The following is a 21,067-nucleotide window of genomic DNA, read 5'->3' as shown; positions in this document are numbered from 1 at the left end:
TACAACCTTTAGCAAACTCCCCTCGGAGAGAAGTATTGAACGGGAAACCTACTAGATACTTCCGGGTGTAGCACTAACTACTCTCGTTATAAATGAATGGCAGGCATTTGTCTGTTGTTTGCGAGGTAGCGATTGCGCTATGAACTAGGGTGGTACCATGAAAAGAATTTCATCCCTATACAAAAGAACGATGGATTCTTTGTGTGGGGGGAAATTCTTTTCTTTTTATATAAGAAACTGGACGATTTGAACAAAAGGAGGAAATATGATGAAGACTAGCGTTGAGGCGACAGAACAAGTGTATGAAGAACCTGAAATGCCAGAAGCTCCGAAACAAGTAAATGGAGCAGATATATTTATCCAAACACTGAAAAAGCATAAAGTTGAAGTAGTATTTGGTTATCCAGGTGGGGCCGTATTACCGATTTACGATGCACTGTATAAAAATCCAATCAGACATATCCTTGCACGTCACGAACAAGGTGCGATCCATGCAGCAGAAGGATATGCCCGCGTTTCAGGAAAAGTTGGAGTTGTAATTGCAACTTCGGGACCTGGTGCAACGAACTTAGTAACAGGTATTGCAGATGCGATGATGGATTCTATTCCACTTGTTGTCATCACAGGTCAAGTTGCTACTACAGTCATTGGAACAGATGCTTTCCAAGAAGCGGATATTATTGGGATTACACAACCAATTACAAAACATAATTACCAAGTAAAAAATGTAGAAGATTTGCCAAGAATTATTAACGAAGCTTTTCATATTGCTTCCACAGGTCGTCCAGGACCAGTCGTAGTAGATATTCCTAAAAATATGGCAACAAGTATATTTGATACAACAATTGACATTGATCAAGAAGTGTATCTTCCGGGATATCAACCAACGACAAAACCAAACTTTTTACAAATTCAAAAAGCAGCTAAAGCTATTTCTACTGCAAAAAAACCATTAATCTTAGCTGGTGCAGGTATATTGTTTGCGCAAGGATCAGATCAATTAGTAACATTTGCAGAGAAATATCAAATTCCTGTAACCAACACACTTCTAGGTCTTGGTACTATAGAAGGTGAACATGACCTATTCCTAGGTATGGCAGGAATGCATGGCACGTACACATCAAATATGGCTATTCAAACATGTGATTTATTGATCAATATAGGTGCTAGATTTGATGACCGTTTAACAGGAAACTTAAACTTATTTGCACCAAATGCAAAAGTAATTCATATCGATATAGATCCTGCAGAAATCGGGAAAAATGTACCAACAGAAATCCCAATTGTAGCGGATGCAAAAGAAGCATTAGAAGCACTATTAGCGTTAGATATTCCAAATGTAGATACTGCAGATTGGTTAGCTAGCTTAAATGCATCAAAAGTGGAATACCCATATCACTATAAAGCGGATGCGGAAAAAGGGCTTCTTGCTCAGCAAGTACTAGAGCTAGTGCATGAGTATACAAATGGAGACGCAATTGTTACGACTGATGTAGGTCAACATCAAATGTGGACTGCACAGTATTACAAATTTAATCATCCGAATAACTGGGTAACATCAGGAGGACTTGGAACGATGGGATTCGGTTTCCCAGCAGCAATTGGAGCACAGCTTGCAAAACCAGATGCACAGGTAATTTCTGTGGTTGGGGATGCAGGGTTCCAAATGACACTTCAAGAATTATCTCTATTACAAGAGATGAGAATTCCAGTGAAAATTATCATTCTTAACAACCGAGCACTTGGAATGGTTCGTCAGTGGCAAGAAACGTTCCATGAAGAGCGCTATTCACAATCATTGTTCATGATTCAACCAGATTTCGTTAAACTGGCAGAAGCTTACGATATTAAAGGTTACAAAATCGAAACTTTTGAAGACGCTAAAGTGCAGTTAAAAGAAGCATTGGCATCGAATGAACCAGTTCTGATCGATTGTCGAGTTGTTCAAAAAGAATGTGTATATCCAATGGTTACTCCTGGTACAGGATTACATGAAATGATTGGAGTGAAACCAGAATGAAACGAATTATTACTGTAACCGTGTTAAACCAAAGCGGAGTTTTAAACCGTGTAACTGGTCTACTCATGAAACGTCAGTTCAACATTGAAAGCATCACTGTAGGTCATTCTGAACAACCACAAATTTCTAAAATGACATTTGTGGTACATGTAGAAGATAAACAAAAGCTAGAGCAATTATTGAAACAACTTCAGAAACAAGTAGATGTATTGAAAGTGAATGACATTACAGAAAAACAAATTGTTGTAAGAGAGTTGGCGCTCGTGAAAGTCTTGTCGCCACCAACTTTGAGAGCAGAGATTAACAGTATTGTTGAACCGTTCCGAGCTGCTACTATTGATACTGGTAAAAACGTAGTTACATTCCAAGTAACAGGTAGCCCAGAGAAAATAGATGCCTTTATTGATTTACTTAAACCATACGGCATTAAAGATCTTACAAGAACAGGTGTTACGGCATTTGTTCGTGAAACACAAATCGTAAATTCACCACAACTATCGATTTTACATTAATAGTAGAAAAGTGAAATACGCGTACAGAATTGCGTATGAAGCTAAAAATCACTGTAATAAAGTATTTATACTTTATATATAACTTAAACCCAAATTCGAGGAGGAAATAATAATGGCTAAAATGTATTATGACGCAGATATCAACGAAGGAATTTTGAAAGATGGTAAAACAATCGCAATCATCGGGTACGGATCACAAGGTCACGCACACGCGCTAAACTTAAAAGATTCAGGATTTAACGTAATCGTAGGTATTCGCCCAGGTAAATCATTTGATCAAGCAACAGCAGATGGATTAGAAGTACTTACAGTAAAAGAAGCTGCTGAAAAAGCTGACTTAATCATGATCTTATTACCAGATGAAAGACAAAAAGCAGTATATGATGCAGAAATTCAACCAGCATTAAAAGCAGGGAAAACATTAGTATTTGCTCACGGATTTAACGTTCATTTCGACCAAATCAAACCACCAGCAGACGTAGATGTATTCTTAGTAGCACCTAAAGGTCCTGGACATTTAGTACGTAGAACTTACGAAGCAGGCGCTGGAGTACCAGGTTTATTCGCAGTATATCAAGATGCAACTGGTAACGCTAAAGAATTAGCATTAGCTTATGCAAAAGGTATTGGAGCAACTCGTGCTGGTGTTCTTGAAACAACATTCAAAGAAGAAACTGAAACAGATTTATTCGGAGAACAAGCAGTACTTTGTGGTAGTACAACTGCAATCGTAAAAGCTGGTTTCGAAACTTTAGTAGAAGCTGGATACCAACCAGAACTTGCTTACTTTGAAACATTACACGAATTAAAATTAATCGTTGACCTAATGTACGAAGGAGGAATGGCTACAATGCGTTCTTCTATCTCAGATACAGCTGAGTGGGGAGATTTCGTTTCAGGACCACGTATCATCGACGCTTCTGTTAAAGATCGTATGAAAGACGTATTAACTGACATCCAAGATGGTACATTTGCAAGAGAATGGATCAAAGAAAACGAAACAGATCGTCCAAAATACAACGCTATCAAAAAGGCAGAATCTGAACATCAAATCGAAGAAGTTGGTGCTAAACTTCGCGCTATGATGCCATTCATAAATGAAGGGAAAAAACAGGTCAAGAAAGAAGTGGTCAATAGTGCGCAAAATTGATATTTTTGACACAACACTGCGTGACGGCGAACAATCTGCAGGGATAAACTTAAATACACAAGAAAAGCTAGAAATAGCTCGTCAGCTTGAAAAGTATGGAGTTACTATAATTGAAGCAGGATTTCCTGCTTCGTCCCCTGGGGATTTCGATGCTGTGAAGCAAATTGCAGATACAGTAAGAAATTCAATTGTTACTGGTTTAGCAAGAGCACTTGAGAGTGATATCCTAACTTCTTGGGAAGCGTTAAAAGGTGGGGTACAACCTCATCTTCATACGTTTATCGCCACTTCACCTATTCATATGCAATATAAGTTGAAAATGACGGAAGAGCAAGTAATCGAAACAGCTGTTGAATCGGTGAAATTAGCAAGAAAACATTTCCCATTAGTACAATGGTCTGCAGAAGATGCATCTCGTTCGGATAAAGACTTTTTAGTTCGTATCATTACAGAAGTGATTAAAGCTGGTGCTACTACAATTAATATCCCAGATACAGTTGGATATGCGACACCGAAAGAATACGGAGCGTTATTCAAATTTATCAGTGAAAATGTGAATGGTATTGAGAAAGTTAAACTTTCTGCACATTGCCATGATGATTTAGGCTTAGCAACTGCCAATACACTTGCTGCAATTGAAAATGGTGCATCACAAATTGAAGGTACGATCAACGGTATTGGGGAACGTGCTGGAAATGTTGCATTAGAAGAAATAGCAGTAGCACTTCATATCCGCAAAGATTTCTACCAAGCGGAAACTGGAATTGTATTAAAAGAAACGAAACGTTCTAGTCAATTAGTTAGTAAACTTACTGGCTTTGTCGTTCAAAATAATAAAGCAATCGTTGGAAAAAATGCATTTGCTCATGAATCTGGTATTCATCAAGATGGCATGCTTAAAAATCCAGAAACGTATGAAATTATTACACCAGAACTTATTGGAGATGCTACTACTGAGCTTGTGCTTGGGAAACATTCTGGCCGACATGCTTTTGCAAATCGTGCAATCGAGATGGGCTTCCAATTAAGCGATGATAAGTTAAAATCTGCATTTGTTGAATTCAAAAAGCTTGCAGATCGTAAAAAAGAAATTACCGATGATGATCTTTTTGTTTTATTGACAGAACAGCAAGTAAATAGTTCTGACGTAGAAGTGTATGAATTAGAACAATTAGAAATTCAGTATGAAGATAATGTTCCATCAGCTACAATCACTGTAAAAACACCATCTGGTGAAAGTGAAGTAGAAACTAGTAATGGTGCTGGTTCGGTTGAAGCGATTTTCAATACGCTTGAAAAGCTAGTAAAAGGCGAAGTTCGCATTTTAGATTATCGTGTTTCTTCTGTATCAAGAGGACGCGACGCACTTGGAGAAGCAGTTGTTAACTTAAGTTATAACGATGTTGAATCGTCAGGACGTAATGCTTCTCAAGATGTCTTAAAAGCATCCGCAAGAGCCTATTTAAATGCGATTAACCGTCAATTAATGGACGCACATTTTAAAAAACAAGTAACAGTTAAGTAAATATTAAACGGGAGTGAATGAGATGGAAAAAACGATAACGGTATTACCAGGAGATGGCATCGGTCCAGAAGTAACAGAAGCAGCGGTTAAGGTGCTTCAAACAATTGCCAAGCGCTACAATCATATATTCAACCTGCAATATGCCCTTATTGGTGGAGCAGCAATTGATGCTTGTGAAAACCCACTTCCAGAGGAAACGGTTGAATTATGTACCCAAAGTGATGCGGTTCTTCTAGGTGCTGTTGGCGGGCCAAAATGGGATCAAAATCCATCTCATTTGCGCCCGGAAAAAGGATTGCTTGCTATTCGTAAGCAATTAGGTCTTTTCGCAAACATTCGCCCCATAAAAGCAATTCCAGCTCTACTGGATGCTTCACCTCTTAAAAAGGAAATTGCACAAGAAGTTGATTTAGTAATCGTTCGTGAATTAACAGGAGGTCTATACTTCGCTGAACCACGTAAGAAAACAAATGATTATGCGCTAGATTCACTTGTCTATACGCGTGAAGAAATCGAACGTATTGTCGATACAGCTTTCTTACTTGCAAGAAGTCGTAGAGGGAAACTTGCTTCAGTAGATAAAGCAAATGTACTAGATACTAGTAAGCTTTGGCGTCAAATTGTAGAAGAGAAAAAAGTAGGATATCCAGATGTTGAAGTGGAACATATGCTAGTTGACTCTACAGCGATGAAATTAATAACAAAACCATCTGCATTTGATGTAATTGTCACGGAAAATATGTTTGGTGATATTTTAAGTGATGAAGCATCTGTTATTACTGGATCTCTAGGGATGTTACCATCATCGAGTACTCGCGGAGACGGTTTCGGTTTATACGAACCAATCCATGGTTCAGCACCAGATATTGCAGGTAAAAACATAGCAAATCCAGCAGCAGCCATTCTTTCAGTAGCTATGATGCTTCGTGATGCTTTCCAAATGGAAACAGAAGCTTCAGCAATAGAAGGAGCAGTATTCAGTGTATTAAATGATGGTCATTTCACAAGTGATTTACAAACAAAAGGCAAACCAGCTCTTTCTACAACAGAATGGACTGCTAAAGTACTAGAAGAATTAGATTCAGAATTTGTATCCGATAGCATTATGTTTACTTATGTCTAACCAAAAGGAGAGGAACTAACATGGCAAAAACGATTATTGAGAAAATTTGGGAACAACACGTAGTATATGAGGAAGAGGGTAAACCAGACCTTCTCTATATCGATCTTCATTTGCTACATGAAGTGACATCTCCGCAAGCTTTTGAAGGGTTACGACTAAACAACCGTAAAGTTCGTCGTCCAGATCTTTGTTTCGCAACGATGGATCATAATGTGCCTACTCGTAACAGAGAACAGATTAAAGACGTCATTGCACGTAAACAAATCAGTACACTTCAAGAAAACTGTGAAGAGTTTGGTGTTCCGCTTGCCAATATGGATCACCCAGACCAAGGGATCGTGCATATTATCGGACCTGAACTTGGACTAACACAACCTGGTAAAACAATCGTGTGTGGGGATAGTCACACATCTACACACGGTGCGTTTGGTGCAATCGCATTTGGTATTGGAACAAGTGAAGTGGAACATGTTCTTTCTACGCAAACACTATGGCAAGCTAAACCTAAAACGATGGAAATCAAAGTGAACGGGAAGCTTGGCTACGGCGTTGCTGCAAAAGATATCATTCTAGCTATTATTGCGAAGTTTGGTATTGATATGGGTACTGGCTATATCGTGGAGTACACTGGAGAAGCAATCCGTGATTTGACGATGGAAGAACGTATGACAATTTGTAATATGTCCATTGAAGCGGGAGCTCGTGCCGGCTTGATCAGCCCAGATGAAACAACTGTTGAATTCCTAAGAGGCCGTAAGCATGTTCCATCTGGAGAAGCTTTTGAAAAAGAAGCAGCTCGTTGGAAAGCTTTAGCATCAGACGAAGGCGCAGTTTACGATAAAACAGTAGAAATTTCTGCAGATGAAATTGAACCATTTGTAACTTGGGGAACGAATCCTTCTATGGGTTCAGGTGTTTCTAATAACATTCCTTATACAACTGATTTCACAGAAACTAGTGATCAACAAGCGCATGAAAAAGCATTAGCTTACATGGGTCTTGAGCAAGGAATGCCTTTAGAAGACATCCAAATTAGCAATGTATTTATCGGATCTTGTACAAATGCTCGTTTAAGCGATTTAAAAACAGCAGCAAAAGTTATAGAAGGTAAAAAAGTACATGCTAATGTAACGGCAATTGTCGTTCCAGGATCACAAACGGTGAAAAAACAAGCAGAACAAGAAGGCATCGACAAGATTTTCCTTAATGCAGGATTTGAATGGCGCGAATCTGGATGCAGTATGTGCCTAGCAATGAACGAAGATGTTGTACCAGCTGGCGAACACTGTGCATCGACTTCGAATCGTAACTTCGAAGGCCGTCAAGGTACAGGAGCAAGAACTCATTTAATGAGCCCAGCAATGGCAGCAGCAGCAGCAATTGAAGGACATATTGTCGATATTCGCAAATTTCAAGTAGTGAATGCGTAAGGAGGAAAACCTGTGGAGCCTATTAATGAAATAACAAGTGTAGTAACACCATTAAACCAAAAAAACGTCGATACCGACCAAATCATTTCAAAAGAATTCCTAAAAAGAATTGAGCGTACAGGATTCGGAAAGTACCTATTCTATCACTGGAGATTCGATGCAAATGATGAGCCGATTAAAGACTTCGTATTAAACGACGAACGCTATAAAGACTCTACTATTTTAGTAGCACATGATAACTTCGGTTGTGGATCATCCCGTGAGCACGCACCTTGGGCAATCCTAGACTATGGTTTCCGTGTAGTCATCGCACCAAGTTATGCAGATATTTTCTACAACAACTGCATGAAAAATGGGATTCTTCCTATTACACTTTCAGTCGATGAAGTAGAATCATTACTTAGCAAAGACAGCTATGATGTAGCCGTAAACTTAGAGGCACAAACAGTTACAGGTGAAGACGGCGTCGTATACTCATTCGACATCGATCCTTACCAAAAACAAATGCTTCTAAACGGATGGGACGAAATTTCCCTAACATTCCAATACGACGAACAAATCACAGCTTACGAACAACGCCAAAAAGCACTATAATATAATGTCAAAAACCACTAGTCGAACGCGGCTAGTGGTTTTTTCATATGTAAATGGGTAACTTAGAGAGTACAGGGCCTGAACTTGCGAATAAAGCGGTGGATCTTGCGCAAACGAGTGTCGACCTTGCGCAAAAGGCCGATCTTGCGAGAAACGGGTTTGACCTTGCGAATAAACCAAGCGAACTTGCGCAAACCGCGTTTGAACTTGCGAATAAAGCATTAAATCTTGCGCAAACGAGCCACGACCTTGCGAAATGGCCAATCTTGCGAGAAACGGGTTTGACCTTGCGAATAAACCATTGAATCTTGCGCATATGAGCCACGACCTTGCGAAATGGCCCAGTGATCTTGCGAATTTGCACACTCATTTTGCGCATCTACATACCGCAACAACATTACTTCAGAATAAGATACTTGACTTTACTAAGTAACTAAAATATAATAACTTACTATAAGTAACTAATATAAAAAACGGGGGAATATAAAATGAAATTTCATAACAAACCATACACATTCGTAGAACTAGTAGAATTAAAAGTAACAAACTTAGAAAACTCACTAACTTTTTACCAAGAAGTTGTAGGATTTAAAGTGCTTGAAAAAACAGCAACGAAAGCTCTATTAACTGCAGATGGACAAACAGCATTACTATCAATCGAACAACCAACAGACATCATCCCGACACATCAAAAAACAACAGGCTTGTACCACTTTGCACTATTACTTCCTACTCGTGAAGATTTAGGTGCTGTATTGAGACACTTTGCTGAAACGAACATCCGCATCGGAGCAGGAGATCACTTGGTGAGCGAAGCACTTTACTTAAATGATCCAGATGGTAACGGCATTGAAATTTACAGCGACCGTCCAGATACAGAGTGGACTTGGAAAGACGGTTACGTAGGAATGGATACACTGCAAATTGATGCACAAAGTATCTTAGAAGCAGGCGCAAACACACAATGGAATGGCTTACCAGAAGGCACAGTTATGGGGCATATCCATTTATCCGTAAAAGAATTAGTAGAAACGGAGAAATTTTTCAACGCTTTAGGATTGCAAGTCGTTACTCCATACCCAGGTGCATTATTCATGGCTTCTGGAAAATACCATCATCATGTTGGCTTAAACACTTGGAACGGAGTGGGCGCATTAGCACCTGCGGAAAACGTAGTTGGACTGAAAGCATTCACTTTAGTCTTCCCAAGCACTGAAGAGTTAAATGCTGCAATTGATCAATTAAAAGCAATCGAAGTCGAAGTAATTCAAGAAGACGGTATCTTCACTACAAAAGATCCATCGCAAAATAAAATCAAAATGATCGTAAAATAAGCAATCCAATTAGTGCCTCCTTCATCACAAGGAGGCTATTTTTTATCTATAAAATTCCACTCTATTTTCCGATTCGACAATATTCATCACAACAAAACCAATGTCGAACCATAGCTTATTCTGCAATCCGCGCTCTTTCGACAGCATCACTAAATTTAAATTCACCCTCGATAAAATACTTCCTTTTTACAAGTTCTGAATTCTATTATTACAGTGTTGTAAATTTAATGTTAAGTATCTAAAAATATGCTAGCTCAAAAAGAAGCAACCATAGGCATACGCACTTTCTTAGAAGAATTTTCTATGACGTTTGGTGAAATGACTGAAAAAGCAACTTCCTTAAATAATCAAGCAACGATTGCGGTAGAATTAGCTGATGAAAGTATTGAAGCAGCTCGTTCTGGCATACATGGAAAAGGATTTGCAGCAGTCAACTTCTCGTTTTACTGTATAACAAAAGGTTAATCTACCAAGTTGATTGATAATTCATATTTTATTCGGCATAATAGGAGTAGATGTAAAAGATGTAGGGATGGGGTAATTAGCATGCTTTATAAACGTAACGAATATTTTAGATATACATTCGGTGAGCCTTGTGATGCTACCTTTCGATTAATAAAAAATGCCACTGCTACTTCTGAAATGGAGATGTCCAAAAAAGGTAATTGTAAAATTATAGATATTAGTCCAAATGGATTACGAATATATACGCAATTTCAAATTTCAATTGATCAGTTGAAACAAGTAGAAATACAATTTGTATTAGATGAATCTCCAATCCAAATAATTGGTGAGTTTGTTTGGACTAAAAGAAAAAATGATGCATTTGAATATGGCATAAGGTTAATGGGAGATCATGAAAGCGAAAAATTAATAACCGAAGAACTAAAAGCGAGACGTCATAAGGAAGTAGAAAAGAAAAAGTAAATAATACAACAAAATCCGACAATTATTAAAATTTTTATTTGAAAAAAGAAGGATAATTCAACGGCTGTGTAGAAATATACTAATAGAGTTATTATTAAAGGAGGAGTTTACATGTTGAACTTTAACATTCGAGGAGAAAATATAGAGGTGACTCCTGCAATTCGAGAGTACGTTGAGGGGAAAATCGAGAAAGTTGATCGGTACTTTAACGAAGAAATGCAAGCAACTGCCAATGTCAATTTAAAAGTGTATAATGATCGTCAAACTAAAGTGGAAGTTACAATTCCGATGAAAAACTTAACATTGCGTGCAGAAGAGCGTCATACTGATATGTATGCTGCAGTAGATTTAATCGTTGATAAGTTAGAACGTCAAATTCGTAAACATAAAACAAAAGTAAATCGTAAATTCCGTGAACGCGAAGGGATTGCTACTTTCTTTGCACAAGTCGAGACTAATGATTCTTCAGCTACTAATACTGAGGAAGAAGAATATAATATCGTACGTACAAAACAATTTGATCTTAAACCAATGGATCAAGAAGAAGCTGTACTACAAATGAATATGCTTGGCCATAATTTCTTTATCTTCACAGATGCAGATTCTAATGGTACTCATATCGTTTACAAGCGTAAAGATGGTAAATATGGTTTAATCGAAACAAACTAATTTGTTTCCCCCAAACTCTCCTCAGACACTATTGAGGAGAGTTTTTTATATAATCAATACATCCCCAATAGCGTGTACGCTCCACGAGGGGAAAATAGGCGCTTCCACTAGTAATTCTAATTTGCATGGGTTTGTTTAGGGTGGTAAAATGTAGAGTAAGTCTAAATGGGAAGTGAAAATATATGCTTGGTGTACTAAATAAGGTGTTCGATTTAAATAAACGTGAGATAAAACGATTAGAAAAAATTGCCGATCAAGTAGAAAATTTCGCAAGTGAAATGGACGCTAAAAGTGATAGTCAATTAAGAGATAAAACAGAAGAATTTCGTACACGTTTTGCAAAAGGGGAAACTTTAACTAATTTATTACCAGAAGCATTTGCTGTTATACGTGAAGCGGCAAAGCGTGTGCTTGACATGTATCCTTTCCGCGTTCAAATTATGGGAGCAGCTGCTCTTCATGAAGGGAATATTGCGGAGATGAAAACAGGGGAAGGTAAAACACTTACCTCTACTTTGTCTATTTATTTAAATGCAATACCAGCTCAAGGTGCTCATGTTGTAACAGTCAATGAATATTTGGCAAGTCGTGATGCAGCTGAAATGGCAAAATTATATGAGTTTCTAGGTCTAACTGTTGGCTTAAATTTAAATTCTTTATCAAAAGATGAAAAACGCGCAGCTTATGCATCGGATATTACGTATTCCACAAATAATGAACTTGGATTTGATTATTTACGAGATAATATGGTGCTATATAAGGAAGATAAAGTACAACGTCCTCTTTATTATGCTGTAATCGATGAAGTCGATTCTATTTTAGTCGATGAAGCGAGAACTCCATTAATCATCTCAGGGCAAGCGGCAAAAGCTGCACTGCTTTATAAACAAGCGAACGCTTTTGTACGTGTTTTAACAAAAGATACGGATTTCACATATGATGAGTCGACAAAAGGTGTAACGTTAACAGATGCTGGCGTTGAGAAAGTAGAAAAAGCTTTCGGAATTGAAAACTTATTTGATTTAACACATGTTCGCTTGAATCACGCAGTAAATCAATCATTAAAGGCACATGTTTCGATGCTTATAGATGTAGATTACGTCGTGCAAGACGGAGAAGTAGTAATTGTTGATTCGTTCACTGGTCGTTTGATGAAAGGTCGTCGTTACAGCGATGGATTACATCAAGCAATCGAAGCAAAAGAAGGATTAGAAATACAAAATGAATCCATGACAATGGCAACAATTACATTCCAAAACTTCTTCCGTATGTACGATAAATTATCAGGTATGACTGGTACAGCGAAAACAGAAGAAGAAGAATTCCGTAATATTTATAATATGAATGTTATTGCGATTCCAACTAATCGTCCGATTAAACGAGATGATCGTGCAGACTTGATATACGCTTCTATGAACGGAAAATTCGAAGCAGTCGCTAACGATATAGCTGAAAAAAATAAAAAAGGTCAGCCCGTTTTAATTGGTACAGTTGCGATTGAAACTTCTGAAATTATTTCCAAGGCTCTATCAAAACATGGGATTAAGCACAATGTATTAAATGCGAAAAACCATGAGCATGAAGCAGAAATAATTGCCACTGCTGGACATCTTGGATCTGTTACGATTGCCACAAACATGGCAGGACGTGGTACAGATATTAAACTTGGTGAAGGTGTTGTAGAGGTTGGTGGACTTGCGGTTATTGGTACAGAGCGTCATGAATCTAGACGTATCGATAACCAGTTACGTGGACGTGCAGGTCGTCAAGGAGATCCAGGGGTTACACAGTTCTATCTATCCATGGAAGATGATTTGATGCGCCGTTTTGGTTCAGATAATATGCGTGCCATGATGACGAAGATGGGAATGGAAGATTCTCAACCAATTCAATCTAAAATGGTATCACGAGCAGTAGAATCTGCACAAAAACGTGTGGAAGGAAATAACTTCGATGCACGTAAACGTTTGTTACAATATGATGATGTATTGCGCCAACAACGTGAAATTATTTACAAAGAACGTTTAGAAGTATTAGAAACAGAAAATATGCGTGCTCTCGTAGAAACAATGTTATTTGAAACAATTGAGCGTTTAGTTGCTTCTCATACAAGTGCAGTTAATAATGCGGAATGGAATCTAAAAAGTATAGAAGACTACATTCATGCAAACTTATTGCCTGAAGGTAGTGCGAAAAATCTATCTTTTGAGGGATTAACAAGTTCTGAAGAAATCGTTGAAAAGATTAAAGAAGAAGTAATTCGCTTATATAATGAAAAAGAAGAAAGCATGACTCCAGAACGCATGCGTGAATTTGAAAAAGTTGTATTGCTACGTTCGATTGACTCCAAATGGATCGATCATATTGATGCAATGGACCAACTTCGCCAAGGGATTCACCTTCGTGCATATGGACAATCAGATCCACTTCGAGAATACCAAAACGAAGGATTTGCTATGTTTGAAGAAATGGTGCAATCCGTTCAAGAAGATGTTGCTAAATATGCGATGAAAGCAGAAATACGCAATAATTTAGAGCGTGAAGAAGTGGCAAAAGGTCAAGCAGTCAATCCGAAAGAAGATGGAGAAGCTGTGAAGAAACAACCAGTACGTAAAGAAGCAGCTGTAGGTCGTAATAACTTATGTCCATGCGGAAGCGGGAAAAAATATAAAAACTGCCACGGAGCAGTGCAATAACAAAAGCGGAAGCTCCTAGCTTTGCGCTAGACAGATACTCAGTAAGTTAACTATAACTAAATAGAATTTATAAAACTCGGAGGAACAAATATAATGATGGAAATTGCAGCGGTACGAAATGAATTAGATAGAACAGCGAAAAAATTGGTCGACTTCAGGGGGTCTCTTTGACTTAGAAAACAAAGAGGCACTTATGCAAGAATTAGAAGAAACGATGACTTTTCCTGATTTTTGGGACGACTCGCAAAATGCACAAAAAGTAATTAGTGAGTTAAATGCTTTAAAAGCAATTGTTGAAGAATATAATGATCTTGTAGATATTCAAGAAAACTTAGAAATGACGTTAGAATTGATCAAAGAAGAACCAGACGAAGAATTACAAGAAGAACTTGGTTCCGAACTAAAAGAGTATACATCTAAACTTGCGGACTTTGAATTGCAAATGTTATTAAGTGAAGAATATGATAAGCGTAATGCAATTTTAGAATTACACCCAGGTGCTGGTGGTACAGAATCACAAGACTGGGGTTCTATACTATTACGTATGTACCAACGCTGGGCAGATAAACGTGGGTTTAAAGTGGAAACACTCGACTATTTACCAGGGGATGAAGCTGGTATTAAATCAGTAACACTTCTTATTAAAGGGCATAATGCATATGGATATTTAAAAGCTGAAAAAGGTGTCCATCGTTTAGTTCGTATCTCACCATTCGATTCGGCAGGTCGTCGCCATACGTCATTCGTATCGTGTGAGGTTATGCCAGAGTTTACAGATGAGATTGAAATTGAAATTCGTACAGAAGATTTGAAAATTGATACGTATCGTGCAACAGGGGCTGGTGGTCAGCATATTAATACGACCGATTCAGCGGTTCGTATTACGCATTTACCAACAAATAGTGTTGTTACATGTCAATCAGAACGTTCACAGATTAAAAACCGTGAACAAGCGATGAAATTATTGAAATCTAAATTGTATCAATTGAAAATAGAAGAAAAAGAAGCGCAATTACTAGAAATTCGTGGAGAGCAAAAAGAGATCGGCTGGGGAAGTCAAATCCGTTCTTACGTATTCCACCCATATTCGATGGTGAAAGACCACCGAACTGGGGAAGAAAGCGGAAATGTAAATGGAGTTGTGGATGGAGATATCGATCCATTTATTCATGCTTATTTACGCTCAAGAATTGAATAAATAATTTCAAAAACCAATGTTATGTTTATCTAGCATTGGTTTTTTTGTGTCTAAGTATTGTACTGTAGCTGTGTTGTTCGTTTACTTGGAAGTGAAAATATTACAAACGTCCAATTCATCCCTTTACCGCGCCACACTATTGAAGTTCCCAAAAAGTATCCAAATTGTTATACTAATTGCAGATTAGAAAAAAGGTTGAAAGAGGATAGATGAATGAAAAGAAAACAAACTACAAGTAAAGCTCTTCCTTCCTATATCGAAAAAGGAAGAGATTATGTATATGTCATAATTGGAGCAGCAATAATTGCGATTGCCTTTAATGTATTTCTACTACCAAACCAAATCGCATCTGGTGGTGTTAGCGGTATTAGTACACTTTTACAATCCGTTTTTGGGTGGCAGCCTGGGATTGTTCAGTACGCATTTAATATTCCCTTATTTATAGCTGGTATCATTTTTCTTGGCAGTCAGTTTGGGTTGAAATCTTTTGTCGGCACACTCACACTTCCTGCAGTTGTTTTGGCAACGTCGAACGTTGAACCTTGGACAATGGATCCATTACTTGGTGCAATATTCGGAGGGATTTCAGTCGGACTTGGTTTAGGAATTGTATTTCGCGGTGGTGCTTCAACTGGAGGAACAGATCTTGCTGCACAAATCATTACAAAATACACAGGTTTTTCACTTGGCACTAGTGTTTTAATGATCGATGGATTAATCGTGTTTAGTGCTGCACTGGTTTTTGATATTGAAAAAGCGTTATTTGCTTTAATCAGTTTGTTTGTCACAACGAAAACAATAGATATTATACAGCTCGGATTCAGCCAATCGAAAATGGTGTATATCTTCACGAATAAACAAGAAGAAATGAGAGATACTATATATAAAGAAATCGATCGTGGTGTAACAAAAATACCTGCGATTGGAGGCTATACAGAAGAAGAACGTCCGATTTTAATGGTTGTTGTGCATCAAAGAGAGTTCACAAAGTTGAAACACTTTGTGAAAATGATTGATCCTAGTGCTTTTGTTATAGTATCGGATGCCCATGAAGTTTTAGGGGAAGGTTTCAAAAAGTATTAAGTTTGGTATAATTAGTATGTAATTCAATTATAATTGAGGGAGATAATGGCATGAATAAAAAATTATTAGCTGTACTATTTGGATCTGCTTTAATGCTAGCCGCTTGTGGTGGAGACGATAGTGCAAAGGAAACAGATACTACTAAAACTGAGCCAGCAGAAACAACTGAAACTGCTTCTGTTGATGCTGAAAAAATCGTAGGCCAAAGTTGTATTAGTTGTCATGGTACCAATTTAGAAGGACAAGGTAGCTTCCCTGCACTAAAAGACGTAGGAGCTCGTTTGTCAGAAGAAGAAATTTTAACTGTTATTGAAAAAGGTCGTGGAGCAATGCCTGGTGGAATTATCTCTGGTGAAGATGCAAAAGCAGTAGCACTATGGTTATCTGAAAAAAAATAATTATTTTTTATACAATATAAGAAAATCTGTTGCTCATTTTGAGTAACAGATTTTTTTTGAATTAATTAGAGAGAAATCGTGGATATGTATCGAATAAGGTAAATGGGTAATAAGTATATGCGTGATTAGACCTATCATAAACTATTTATCCATGCTAATTAGCAAAAGTGATTAAGAAATATGTTGAAATTGAAATGAAACTGTAACATTAGAATTGCTGTCAGGTGGTATAATAGGCATGTCGTATTTTTTTAAATGCAAAATTAGGTGGTTTATAAATGATAGAGATGATAAATGTTTACAAAAAATATCCAAATGGTATTGTTGCAGCGAATGGTATTAATGTAGAAATAGAGCAAGGTGAGTTTCTTTATGTAGTAGGACCAAGTGGAGCAGGTAAATCAACATTCATAAAAATGATGTATCGAGAAGAGCGTCCCACTTCAGGTGAAATAATCATCAATGGAACGAACTTAGCAAAATTAAAAGCGAGCAGAGTTCCTTATTTAAGAAGGCAAATCGGCGTAGTTTTTCAAGATTTTAAACTATTACCAAAGTTAAATGTCTATGAAAATGTAGCATATGCTTTAGAGGTGATAGAAGAGGCTCCTAGTGTGATACGCACAAGAGTTATGGAAGTTTTAGAATTAGTAGGGTTAAAACATAAAGCAAGAATGTTCCCGACAGAACTTTCGGGTGGAGAGCAACAACGTGTGTCGATTGCTCGTTCAATTGTGAATACTCCTAAACTAGTAATTGCAGATGAACCTACAGGAAACTTAGATCCTGAAACATCATGGGAAATTATGAATATTTTTGAAGAAATTAATGCTCGAGGCACAACAATTATTATGGCAACGCACAATAGAGAAATTGTAAATACGATTAAACATCGAGTGATTGCAATTGAGGGTGGCTTAATCACTCGAGATGATGCAAGAGGAGATTACGGTTATGAAGGCTAGAACATTAGGGCGTCATTTTAGAGAAAGTTTTAAGAGTATTGGTCGAAATGGCTGGATGACTTTTGCATCGGTTAGTGCAGTAACTGTCACATTGTTACTTGTTGGTGTGTTTGTCGTAATTATGATGAACTTAAGCAAAGTAGCCGATGATTTAGAAAAAGATGTTGAAATAAAGGTAATGGTAGAGTTAACAGCAGATGAAGCAGCACGTGCTACCTTAGAAGAAGAAATAACTAATATTAGTGGTGTTGCAGAAATTCTTTATTCTCCAAAAGAAGAGGAACTAAATGATTTAGTCATGGATTTTGGAGAAGACCTACGTTTATTTGAACAGGAAAATCCATTACATAATGTATTTTACGCGAAAGCAGTAAATCCACAAGAAACAGAAGCGGTAGCATTAGCGATCGATGAGTTAGACAATACGTTTGAAGTGAAGTATGGAAAAGGGAAAATAGAAAAACTATTTTCTTTCTTGAATACTAGTAGGAATGTTGGATTAGTGCTAATTATTGCATTGTTATTTACGGCAATGTTCTTAATTTCCAATACAATTCGAATTACGATTGTTGCTAGACGACGAGATATTGAAATTATGAAATTAGTTGGTGCGACAAATTGGTTTATCCGTATTCCATTTGTTTTAGAAGGTATTTGGCTTGGAATACTAGGTGCAATAATTCCGATTACACTCGTAACATTCCTATATTATAAAATTTATCATATGCTATCACCGAAGTTAGAACAGGGAAAATTATTTGAACTCCTTGAATTTTCACCATTTATTTACCAAGTGAATGCCTTAATCCTTTTAATGGCTGTATTCATTGGTATATGGGGTAGCTTTATGTCCGTTCGTAAATTCTTGAAAGTTTAAGAGATAGTTTGAGAGGAGCAAGAAAAAGTTGAAGAAGAATTCTAAATGGGCCCTAAAGATAATGGCGATTGCAACAACTGGAGCACTTTTAGTGACAGGTCCAAGTGCATTTGCAGATACATTAAGTGATTTAAAAAATCAACAACAGCAATTAGAAAAAAAGCAAGAAACGCTTAATTCAAACATTCAAGAAACAGAAGGTAAAATAAATTTAAATAGCTCAAAAGTTGATCAAATAATGGCTCAAATTAAAATGCTAGATACAAAAATTTTAGATACGGAAGCAAAAGTTGCTGAGGTATTAAGTCAAATAGAGTTAACTACTACTGAAATTGAAAAACTTCGTGCTTCTATTGATGCATTGGTAATCAAAATTGAGGAACGCGATGCACTTTTAAAAGAGCGAATTCGTGCAGTTCAGGTGAGTGGTGGGTCTGTTAGTTATATTGATGTTTTACTAGGAGCAAATAGTTTTGTAGATTTTATTGACCGTTTTTCAGCTGTCAATACATTGATGGAAGCAGACCGTAGTATATTAGAAGAACAAGCGAATGATAAGCTTGCTTTAGAAGAACAGCGAGCTAGTGTAGAGAAAAAACTAAAAGAACAAGAAGCTAGAAAAGCACAATTAGTTGAATTGAAAGCTTCATTAGATGCACAAAAGAACTCTAAAAATACGTTAATTGATCAATTAGAAGTAGAGCAAAGTAAATTGAACGAACAAAAAGAAGGATTAGAGGGACACTTAGACGAAGTATTAAATGTGAGTCAAGACGTTCAAAATAAAATTACTGCAGAACAAGTACGTATTGCAGAAATAGCAAGAAAAGCAGCGGAAGAGAAGAAACGTCAAGAAGCGGCAGAACGTCAGCGTCAAGCGGATGCAGAAAGTCAACGTCAAGCAGCTGCAAAAAGTCAGAGCCAGAGTCAAAGTCAGAGTCAGAGTCAGAGTCAAAGTCAAAGTCAAAGTCAGCAATCGTCAAGTGAGTCTAATACTTATACAGCAGCCCCAGTAGTTTCTTCGGGATCTTGGACGAAACCTGCCTCTGGGACATTTACATCTAGTTATGGAACAAGAATTCATCCTATTTCAGGTGTACGTAAAACACATTACGGAATAGATATTGCAAATAGTACTGGTACACCTGCAGTTTCAGCAGCTGATGGTATAGTTTCATACGCGGGTCCTTTTAGTACATATGGAAACGTAGTAATGGTAACACACTCGATTGATGGACAAACGATTACTTCATTGTATGCACATTTGAGCAGAATCAGCGTAAGTGTTGGTCAATCTGTTTCAAAAGGTCAGCAAATCGGAGCAATCGGAACAACTGGTAATTCTACTGGTCCACATTTACATTTCGAAATTCACATAGGAAACTGGCAAGGTATGGACAAAAACTCAGTAAATCCATTACGATATATTAGTCTTTAATAGCTAATTTGCATACTATTCATTGAGGAACGCTCTGGATAGTATGTAAGCCTTATACATTGGTTATTTAATAAGAAATAAAATGCCTGAGAAAGCTACTAGCGTCGCTTTCTCGGGCATTTCTCTTTTTAGAAATTATGATAATATACAGTAAAAAGCTGCGGAAAAATTCTTCGCAGCTTTTAATTGTATTTTTATAGGGGATTGTGTAACTTAGAGGCTTTGTGTGGAACTCGAGAGGATTTGTGTGTAACTTGAGATGCTTTGTGTGGAACTGAGAGGCTTGTGTGGAACTGGAGATGCTTTGTGTGTAACTGAGAGGCTTGTGTGGAACTTGAGATGATTTGTGTGGAACTCGAGATGATTTGCGTGGAACTGGAGATGCTTAGTGTGGAACTCATAGCACTTACGCTTTTGTCCCTAGCACTTATTATTAGTATTTCTATTGTTATTCGTCATATAATAAGAGCATTATGAGAAGTACGGGGGAAAAAATGTGAAGAAAATAATTGGGTTATTCGTTATTGCATGTTTAGTCGGGATAGCTACTTTTTCATTTGTGAAAGACAATGTGGATGAAGCAACTGGACTTTCCGATGCAGAACAAATGGGCACTGATTTAGCTTTAAATCCTGCAAATAAAGGGACTGGAAAAGGCGATCCTGCTCCAGGGTTCACTTTAAAAACATTGGATGGAAAAGAAGTCACTTTAGCTGATTACAAAGGGAAAAAAGTAATTCTCAACTTTTGGGCTACTTGGTGTCCACCGTGTAAAGCAGAAATGCCCCATTTGCAAAATTATTATGAAGACATGGCAGAACAAGAAAATGTAGAAATTTTAGCTGTCAATTTAACAAGTTCAGATTCCGGGATTGATAAAGTAGAAGCTTTTCAAAAAGACTATGCATTAAGTTTTCCAATTCCATTAGATGAAGAAGGTAATGTTGGGAAAACCTATCAAGCTATTACCATTCCGACAACTTATATGATCGATACAACAGGAACGATTCAAAATAAAATCGTTGGACCATTGGATGAGCAAATGATTACCGAGTATGTAAGTAATCTCAATTAATATCTGATTTTTGTGCGAGTATTAAACTCTTCTTTCTTCACATATATTGAAGA

General features: G+C 37.3%; 19 protein-coding genes and 1 other annotated feature (1 of these 20 only partly in view). All 19 genes read left to right on the top strand.

Annotated elements, in window-relative coordinates; all coding sequences use genetic code 11:
• Positions 1-180, top strand: a binding site (T-box leader); it begins 72 nt to the left of the window's first position.
• 88 nt (positions 181-268) lie between these two features.
• The 19 genes from ilvB (at position 269) to C7437_RS06565 (ending at position 21,014) form a co-directional block, all read left to right on the top strand.
• A complete protein-coding gene (gene ilvB, locus C7437_RS06660) occupies positions 269-2,020 on the top strand; it encodes a biosynthetic-type acetolactate synthase large subunit (protein WP_111438834.1) in 1,752 nt (583 codons plus the stop codon).
• Positions 2,017-2,532 (top strand): acetolactate synthase small subunit, encoded by a 516-nt coding sequence (ilvN, locus tag C7437_RS06655; protein WP_111438833.1) that lies wholly within the window; start codon positions 2,017-2,019, stop codon positions 2,530-2,532. Before ilvB ends, ilvN begins: the two co-directional genes overlap by 4 nt.
• A 112-nt stretch (positions 2,533-2,644) precedes the next feature.
• Positions 2,645-3,682: a ketol-acid reductoisomerase gene (gene ilvC, locus C7437_RS06650; RefSeq protein WP_111438832.1), complete on the top strand. Its 1,038-nt coding sequence runs from the start codon at positions 2,645-2,647 to the stop codon at positions 3,680-3,682.
• A complete protein-coding gene (locus C7437_RS06645; RefSeq protein WP_111438831.1) occupies positions 3,669-5,207 on the top strand; it encodes a 2-isopropylmalate synthase in 1,539 nt (512 codons plus the stop codon). Before ilvC ends, C7437_RS06645 begins: the two co-directional genes overlap by 14 nt.
• Positions 5,208-5,229: 22 nt before the next feature.
• Positions 5,230-6,330 (top strand): 3-isopropylmalate dehydrogenase, encoded by a 1,101-nt coding sequence (leuB, locus tag C7437_RS06640; protein WP_111438830.1) that lies wholly within the window; start codon positions 5,230-5,232, stop codon positions 6,328-6,330.
• 20 nt (positions 6,331-6,350) lie between these two features.
• A complete protein-coding gene (gene leuC, locus C7437_RS06635) occupies positions 6,351-7,760 on the top strand; it encodes a 3-isopropylmalate dehydratase large subunit (RefSeq protein ID WP_111438829.1) in 1,410 nt (469 codons plus the stop codon).
• 12 nt (positions 7,761-7,772) lie between these two features.
• On the top strand, positions 7,773-8,354 hold the full coding sequence (leuD, locus tag C7437_RS06630) for a 3-isopropylmalate dehydratase small subunit (RefSeq protein ID WP_111438828.1): 582 nt from the start codon (positions 7,773-7,775) through the stop codon (positions 8,352-8,354).
• Between the two features lie 488 nt (positions 8,355-8,842).
• Positions 8,843-9,688, top strand: coding sequence for a VOC family protein (locus tag C7437_RS06620; RefSeq protein ID WP_111438826.1), 846 nt, complete (start codon positions 8,843-8,845; stop codon positions 9,686-9,688).
• 303 nt (positions 9,689-9,991) lie between these two features.
• Complete coding sequence (locus C7437_RS16935; RefSeq protein ID WP_170122329.1) at positions 9,992-10,153, top strand: hypothetical protein; 162 nt, start codon at positions 9,992-9,994, stop codon at positions 10,151-10,153.
• Between the two features lie 81 nt (positions 10,154-10,234).
• Positions 10,235-10,615: a PilZ domain-containing protein gene (locus C7437_RS06610; protein ID WP_111438824.1), complete on the top strand. Its 381-nt coding sequence runs from the start codon at positions 10,235-10,237 to the stop codon at positions 10,613-10,615.
• A gap of 111 nt (positions 10,616-10,726) precedes the next feature.
• Positions 10,727-11,284: a ribosome hibernation-promoting factor, HPF/YfiA family gene (gene hpf, locus C7437_RS06605; RefSeq protein ID WP_111438823.1), complete on the top strand. Its 558-nt coding sequence runs from the start codon at positions 10,727-10,729 to the stop codon at positions 11,282-11,284.
• A gap of 182 nt (positions 11,285-11,466) precedes the next feature.
• The gene (gene secA / locus C7437_RS06600) at positions 11,467-13,980 is read left to right on the top strand and encodes a preprotein translocase subunit SecA (protein WP_111438822.1); all 2,514 of its coding nucleotides are present in this window, start codon (positions 11,467-11,469) and stop codon (positions 13,978-13,980) included.
• Positions 13,981-14,076: 96 nt separating this feature from the next.
• Positions 14,077-15,178 (top strand): peptide chain release factor 2 gene (gene prfB, locus C7437_RS06595; protein WP_111439014.1). Its coding sequence is split into 2 segments (ribosomal slippage): positions 14,077-14,148 and positions 14,150-15,178, totalling 1,101 coding nucleotides; the frame shifts between segments, so codons are not numbered across the junction.
• 213 nt (positions 15,179-15,391) lie between these two features.
• On the top strand, positions 15,392-16,261 hold the full coding sequence (locus C7437_RS06590; protein ID WP_111438821.1) for a YitT family protein: 870 nt from the start codon (positions 15,392-15,394) through the stop codon (positions 16,259-16,261).
• A gap of 50 nt (positions 16,262-16,311) precedes the next feature.
• A complete protein-coding gene (gene cccB / locus C7437_RS06585; RefSeq protein WP_111438820.1) occupies positions 16,312-16,659 on the top strand; it encodes a cytochrome c551 in 348 nt (115 codons plus the stop codon).
• A gap of 278 nt (positions 16,660-16,937) precedes the next feature.
• A complete protein-coding gene (ftsE, locus tag C7437_RS06580) occupies positions 16,938-17,624 on the top strand; it encodes a cell division ATP-binding protein FtsE (protein ID WP_111438819.1) in 687 nt (228 codons plus the stop codon).
• Positions 17,614-18,501, top strand: a complete 888-nt coding sequence (gene ftsX / locus C7437_RS06575; RefSeq protein WP_111438818.1) for a permease-like cell division protein FtsX — start codon at positions 17,614-17,616, stop codon at positions 18,499-18,501. The genes ftsE and ftsX overlap by 11 nt, the downstream gene beginning before the upstream one ends.
• A 28-nt stretch (positions 18,502-18,529) precedes the next feature.
• Positions 18,530-19,939 (top strand): murein hydrolase activator EnvC family protein, encoded by a 1,410-nt coding sequence (locus tag C7437_RS06570; protein ID WP_111438817.1) that lies wholly within the window; start codon positions 18,530-18,532, stop codon positions 19,937-19,939.
• Between the two features lie 496 nt (positions 19,940-20,435).
• Positions 20,436-21,014 (top strand): peroxiredoxin family protein, encoded by a 579-nt coding sequence (locus tag C7437_RS06565; protein ID WP_111438816.1) that lies wholly within the window; start codon positions 20,436-20,438, stop codon positions 21,012-21,014.
• Positions 21,015-21,067 lie beyond the last annotated feature (53 nt).

This window comes from Psychrobacillus insolitus (assembly GCF_003254155.1).
GTDB lineage: Bacteria > Bacillota > Bacilli > Bacillales_A > Planococcaceae > Psychrobacillus > Psychrobacillus insolitus.
Note: the sequence above shows the minus strand (reverse complement) of the source record. Positions and strands in the feature narration are given on the sequence as shown.

Excerpts from the sequence above, each read along its gene's own strand:
- ftsX (WP_111438818.1), top strand. The coding sequence starts at position 17,614 with ATGAAGGCTAGAACATTAGGGCGTCATTTTAGAGAAAGTTTTAAGAGT.
- secA (WP_111438822.1), top strand. The coding sequence starts at position 11,467 with ATGCTTGGTGTACTAAATAAGGTGTTCGATTTAAATAAACGTGAGATA.
- leuB (WP_111438830.1), top strand. The coding sequence starts at position 5,230 with ATGGAAAAAACGATAACGGTATTACCAGGAGATGGCATCGGTCCAGAA.
- C7437_RS06590 (WP_111438821.1), top strand. The coding sequence starts at position 15,392 with ATGAAAAGAAAACAAACTACAAGTAAAGCTCTTCCTTCCTATATCGAA.
- hpf (WP_111438823.1), top strand. The coding sequence starts at position 10,727 with ATGTTGAACTTTAACATTCGAGGAGAAAATATAGAGGTGACTCCTGCA.
- ilvC (WP_111438832.1), top strand. The coding sequence starts at position 2,645 with ATGGCTAAAATGTATTATGACGCAGATATCAACGAAGGAATTTTGAAA.
- ilvN (WP_111438833.1), top strand. The coding sequence starts at position 2,017 with ATGAAACGAATTATTACTGTAACCGTGTTAAACCAAAGCGGAGTTTTA.
- C7437_RS06620 (WP_111438826.1), top strand. The coding sequence starts at position 8,843 with ATGAAATTTCATAACAAACCATACACATTCGTAGAACTAGTAGAATTA.
- ftsE (WP_111438819.1), top strand. The coding sequence starts at position 16,938 with ATGATAGAGATGATAAATGTTTACAAAAAATATCCAAATGGTATTGTT.
- ilvB (WP_111438834.1), top strand. The coding sequence starts at position 269 with ATGAAGACTAGCGTTGAGGCGACAGAACAAGTGTATGAAGAACCTGAA.
- C7437_RS06610 (WP_111438824.1), top strand. The coding sequence starts at position 10,235 with ATGCTTTATAAACGTAACGAATATTTTAGATATACATTCGGTGAGCCT.
- C7437_RS16935 (WP_170122329.1), top strand. The coding sequence starts at position 9,992 with ATGACGTTTGGTGAAATGACTGAAAAAGCAACTTCCTTAAATAATCAA.
- leuC (WP_111438829.1), top strand. The coding sequence starts at position 6,351 with ATGGCAAAAACGATTATTGAGAAAATTTGGGAACAACACGTAGTATAT.
- cccB (WP_111438820.1), top strand. The coding sequence starts at position 16,312 with ATGAATAAAAAATTATTAGCTGTACTATTTGGATCTGCTTTAATGCTA.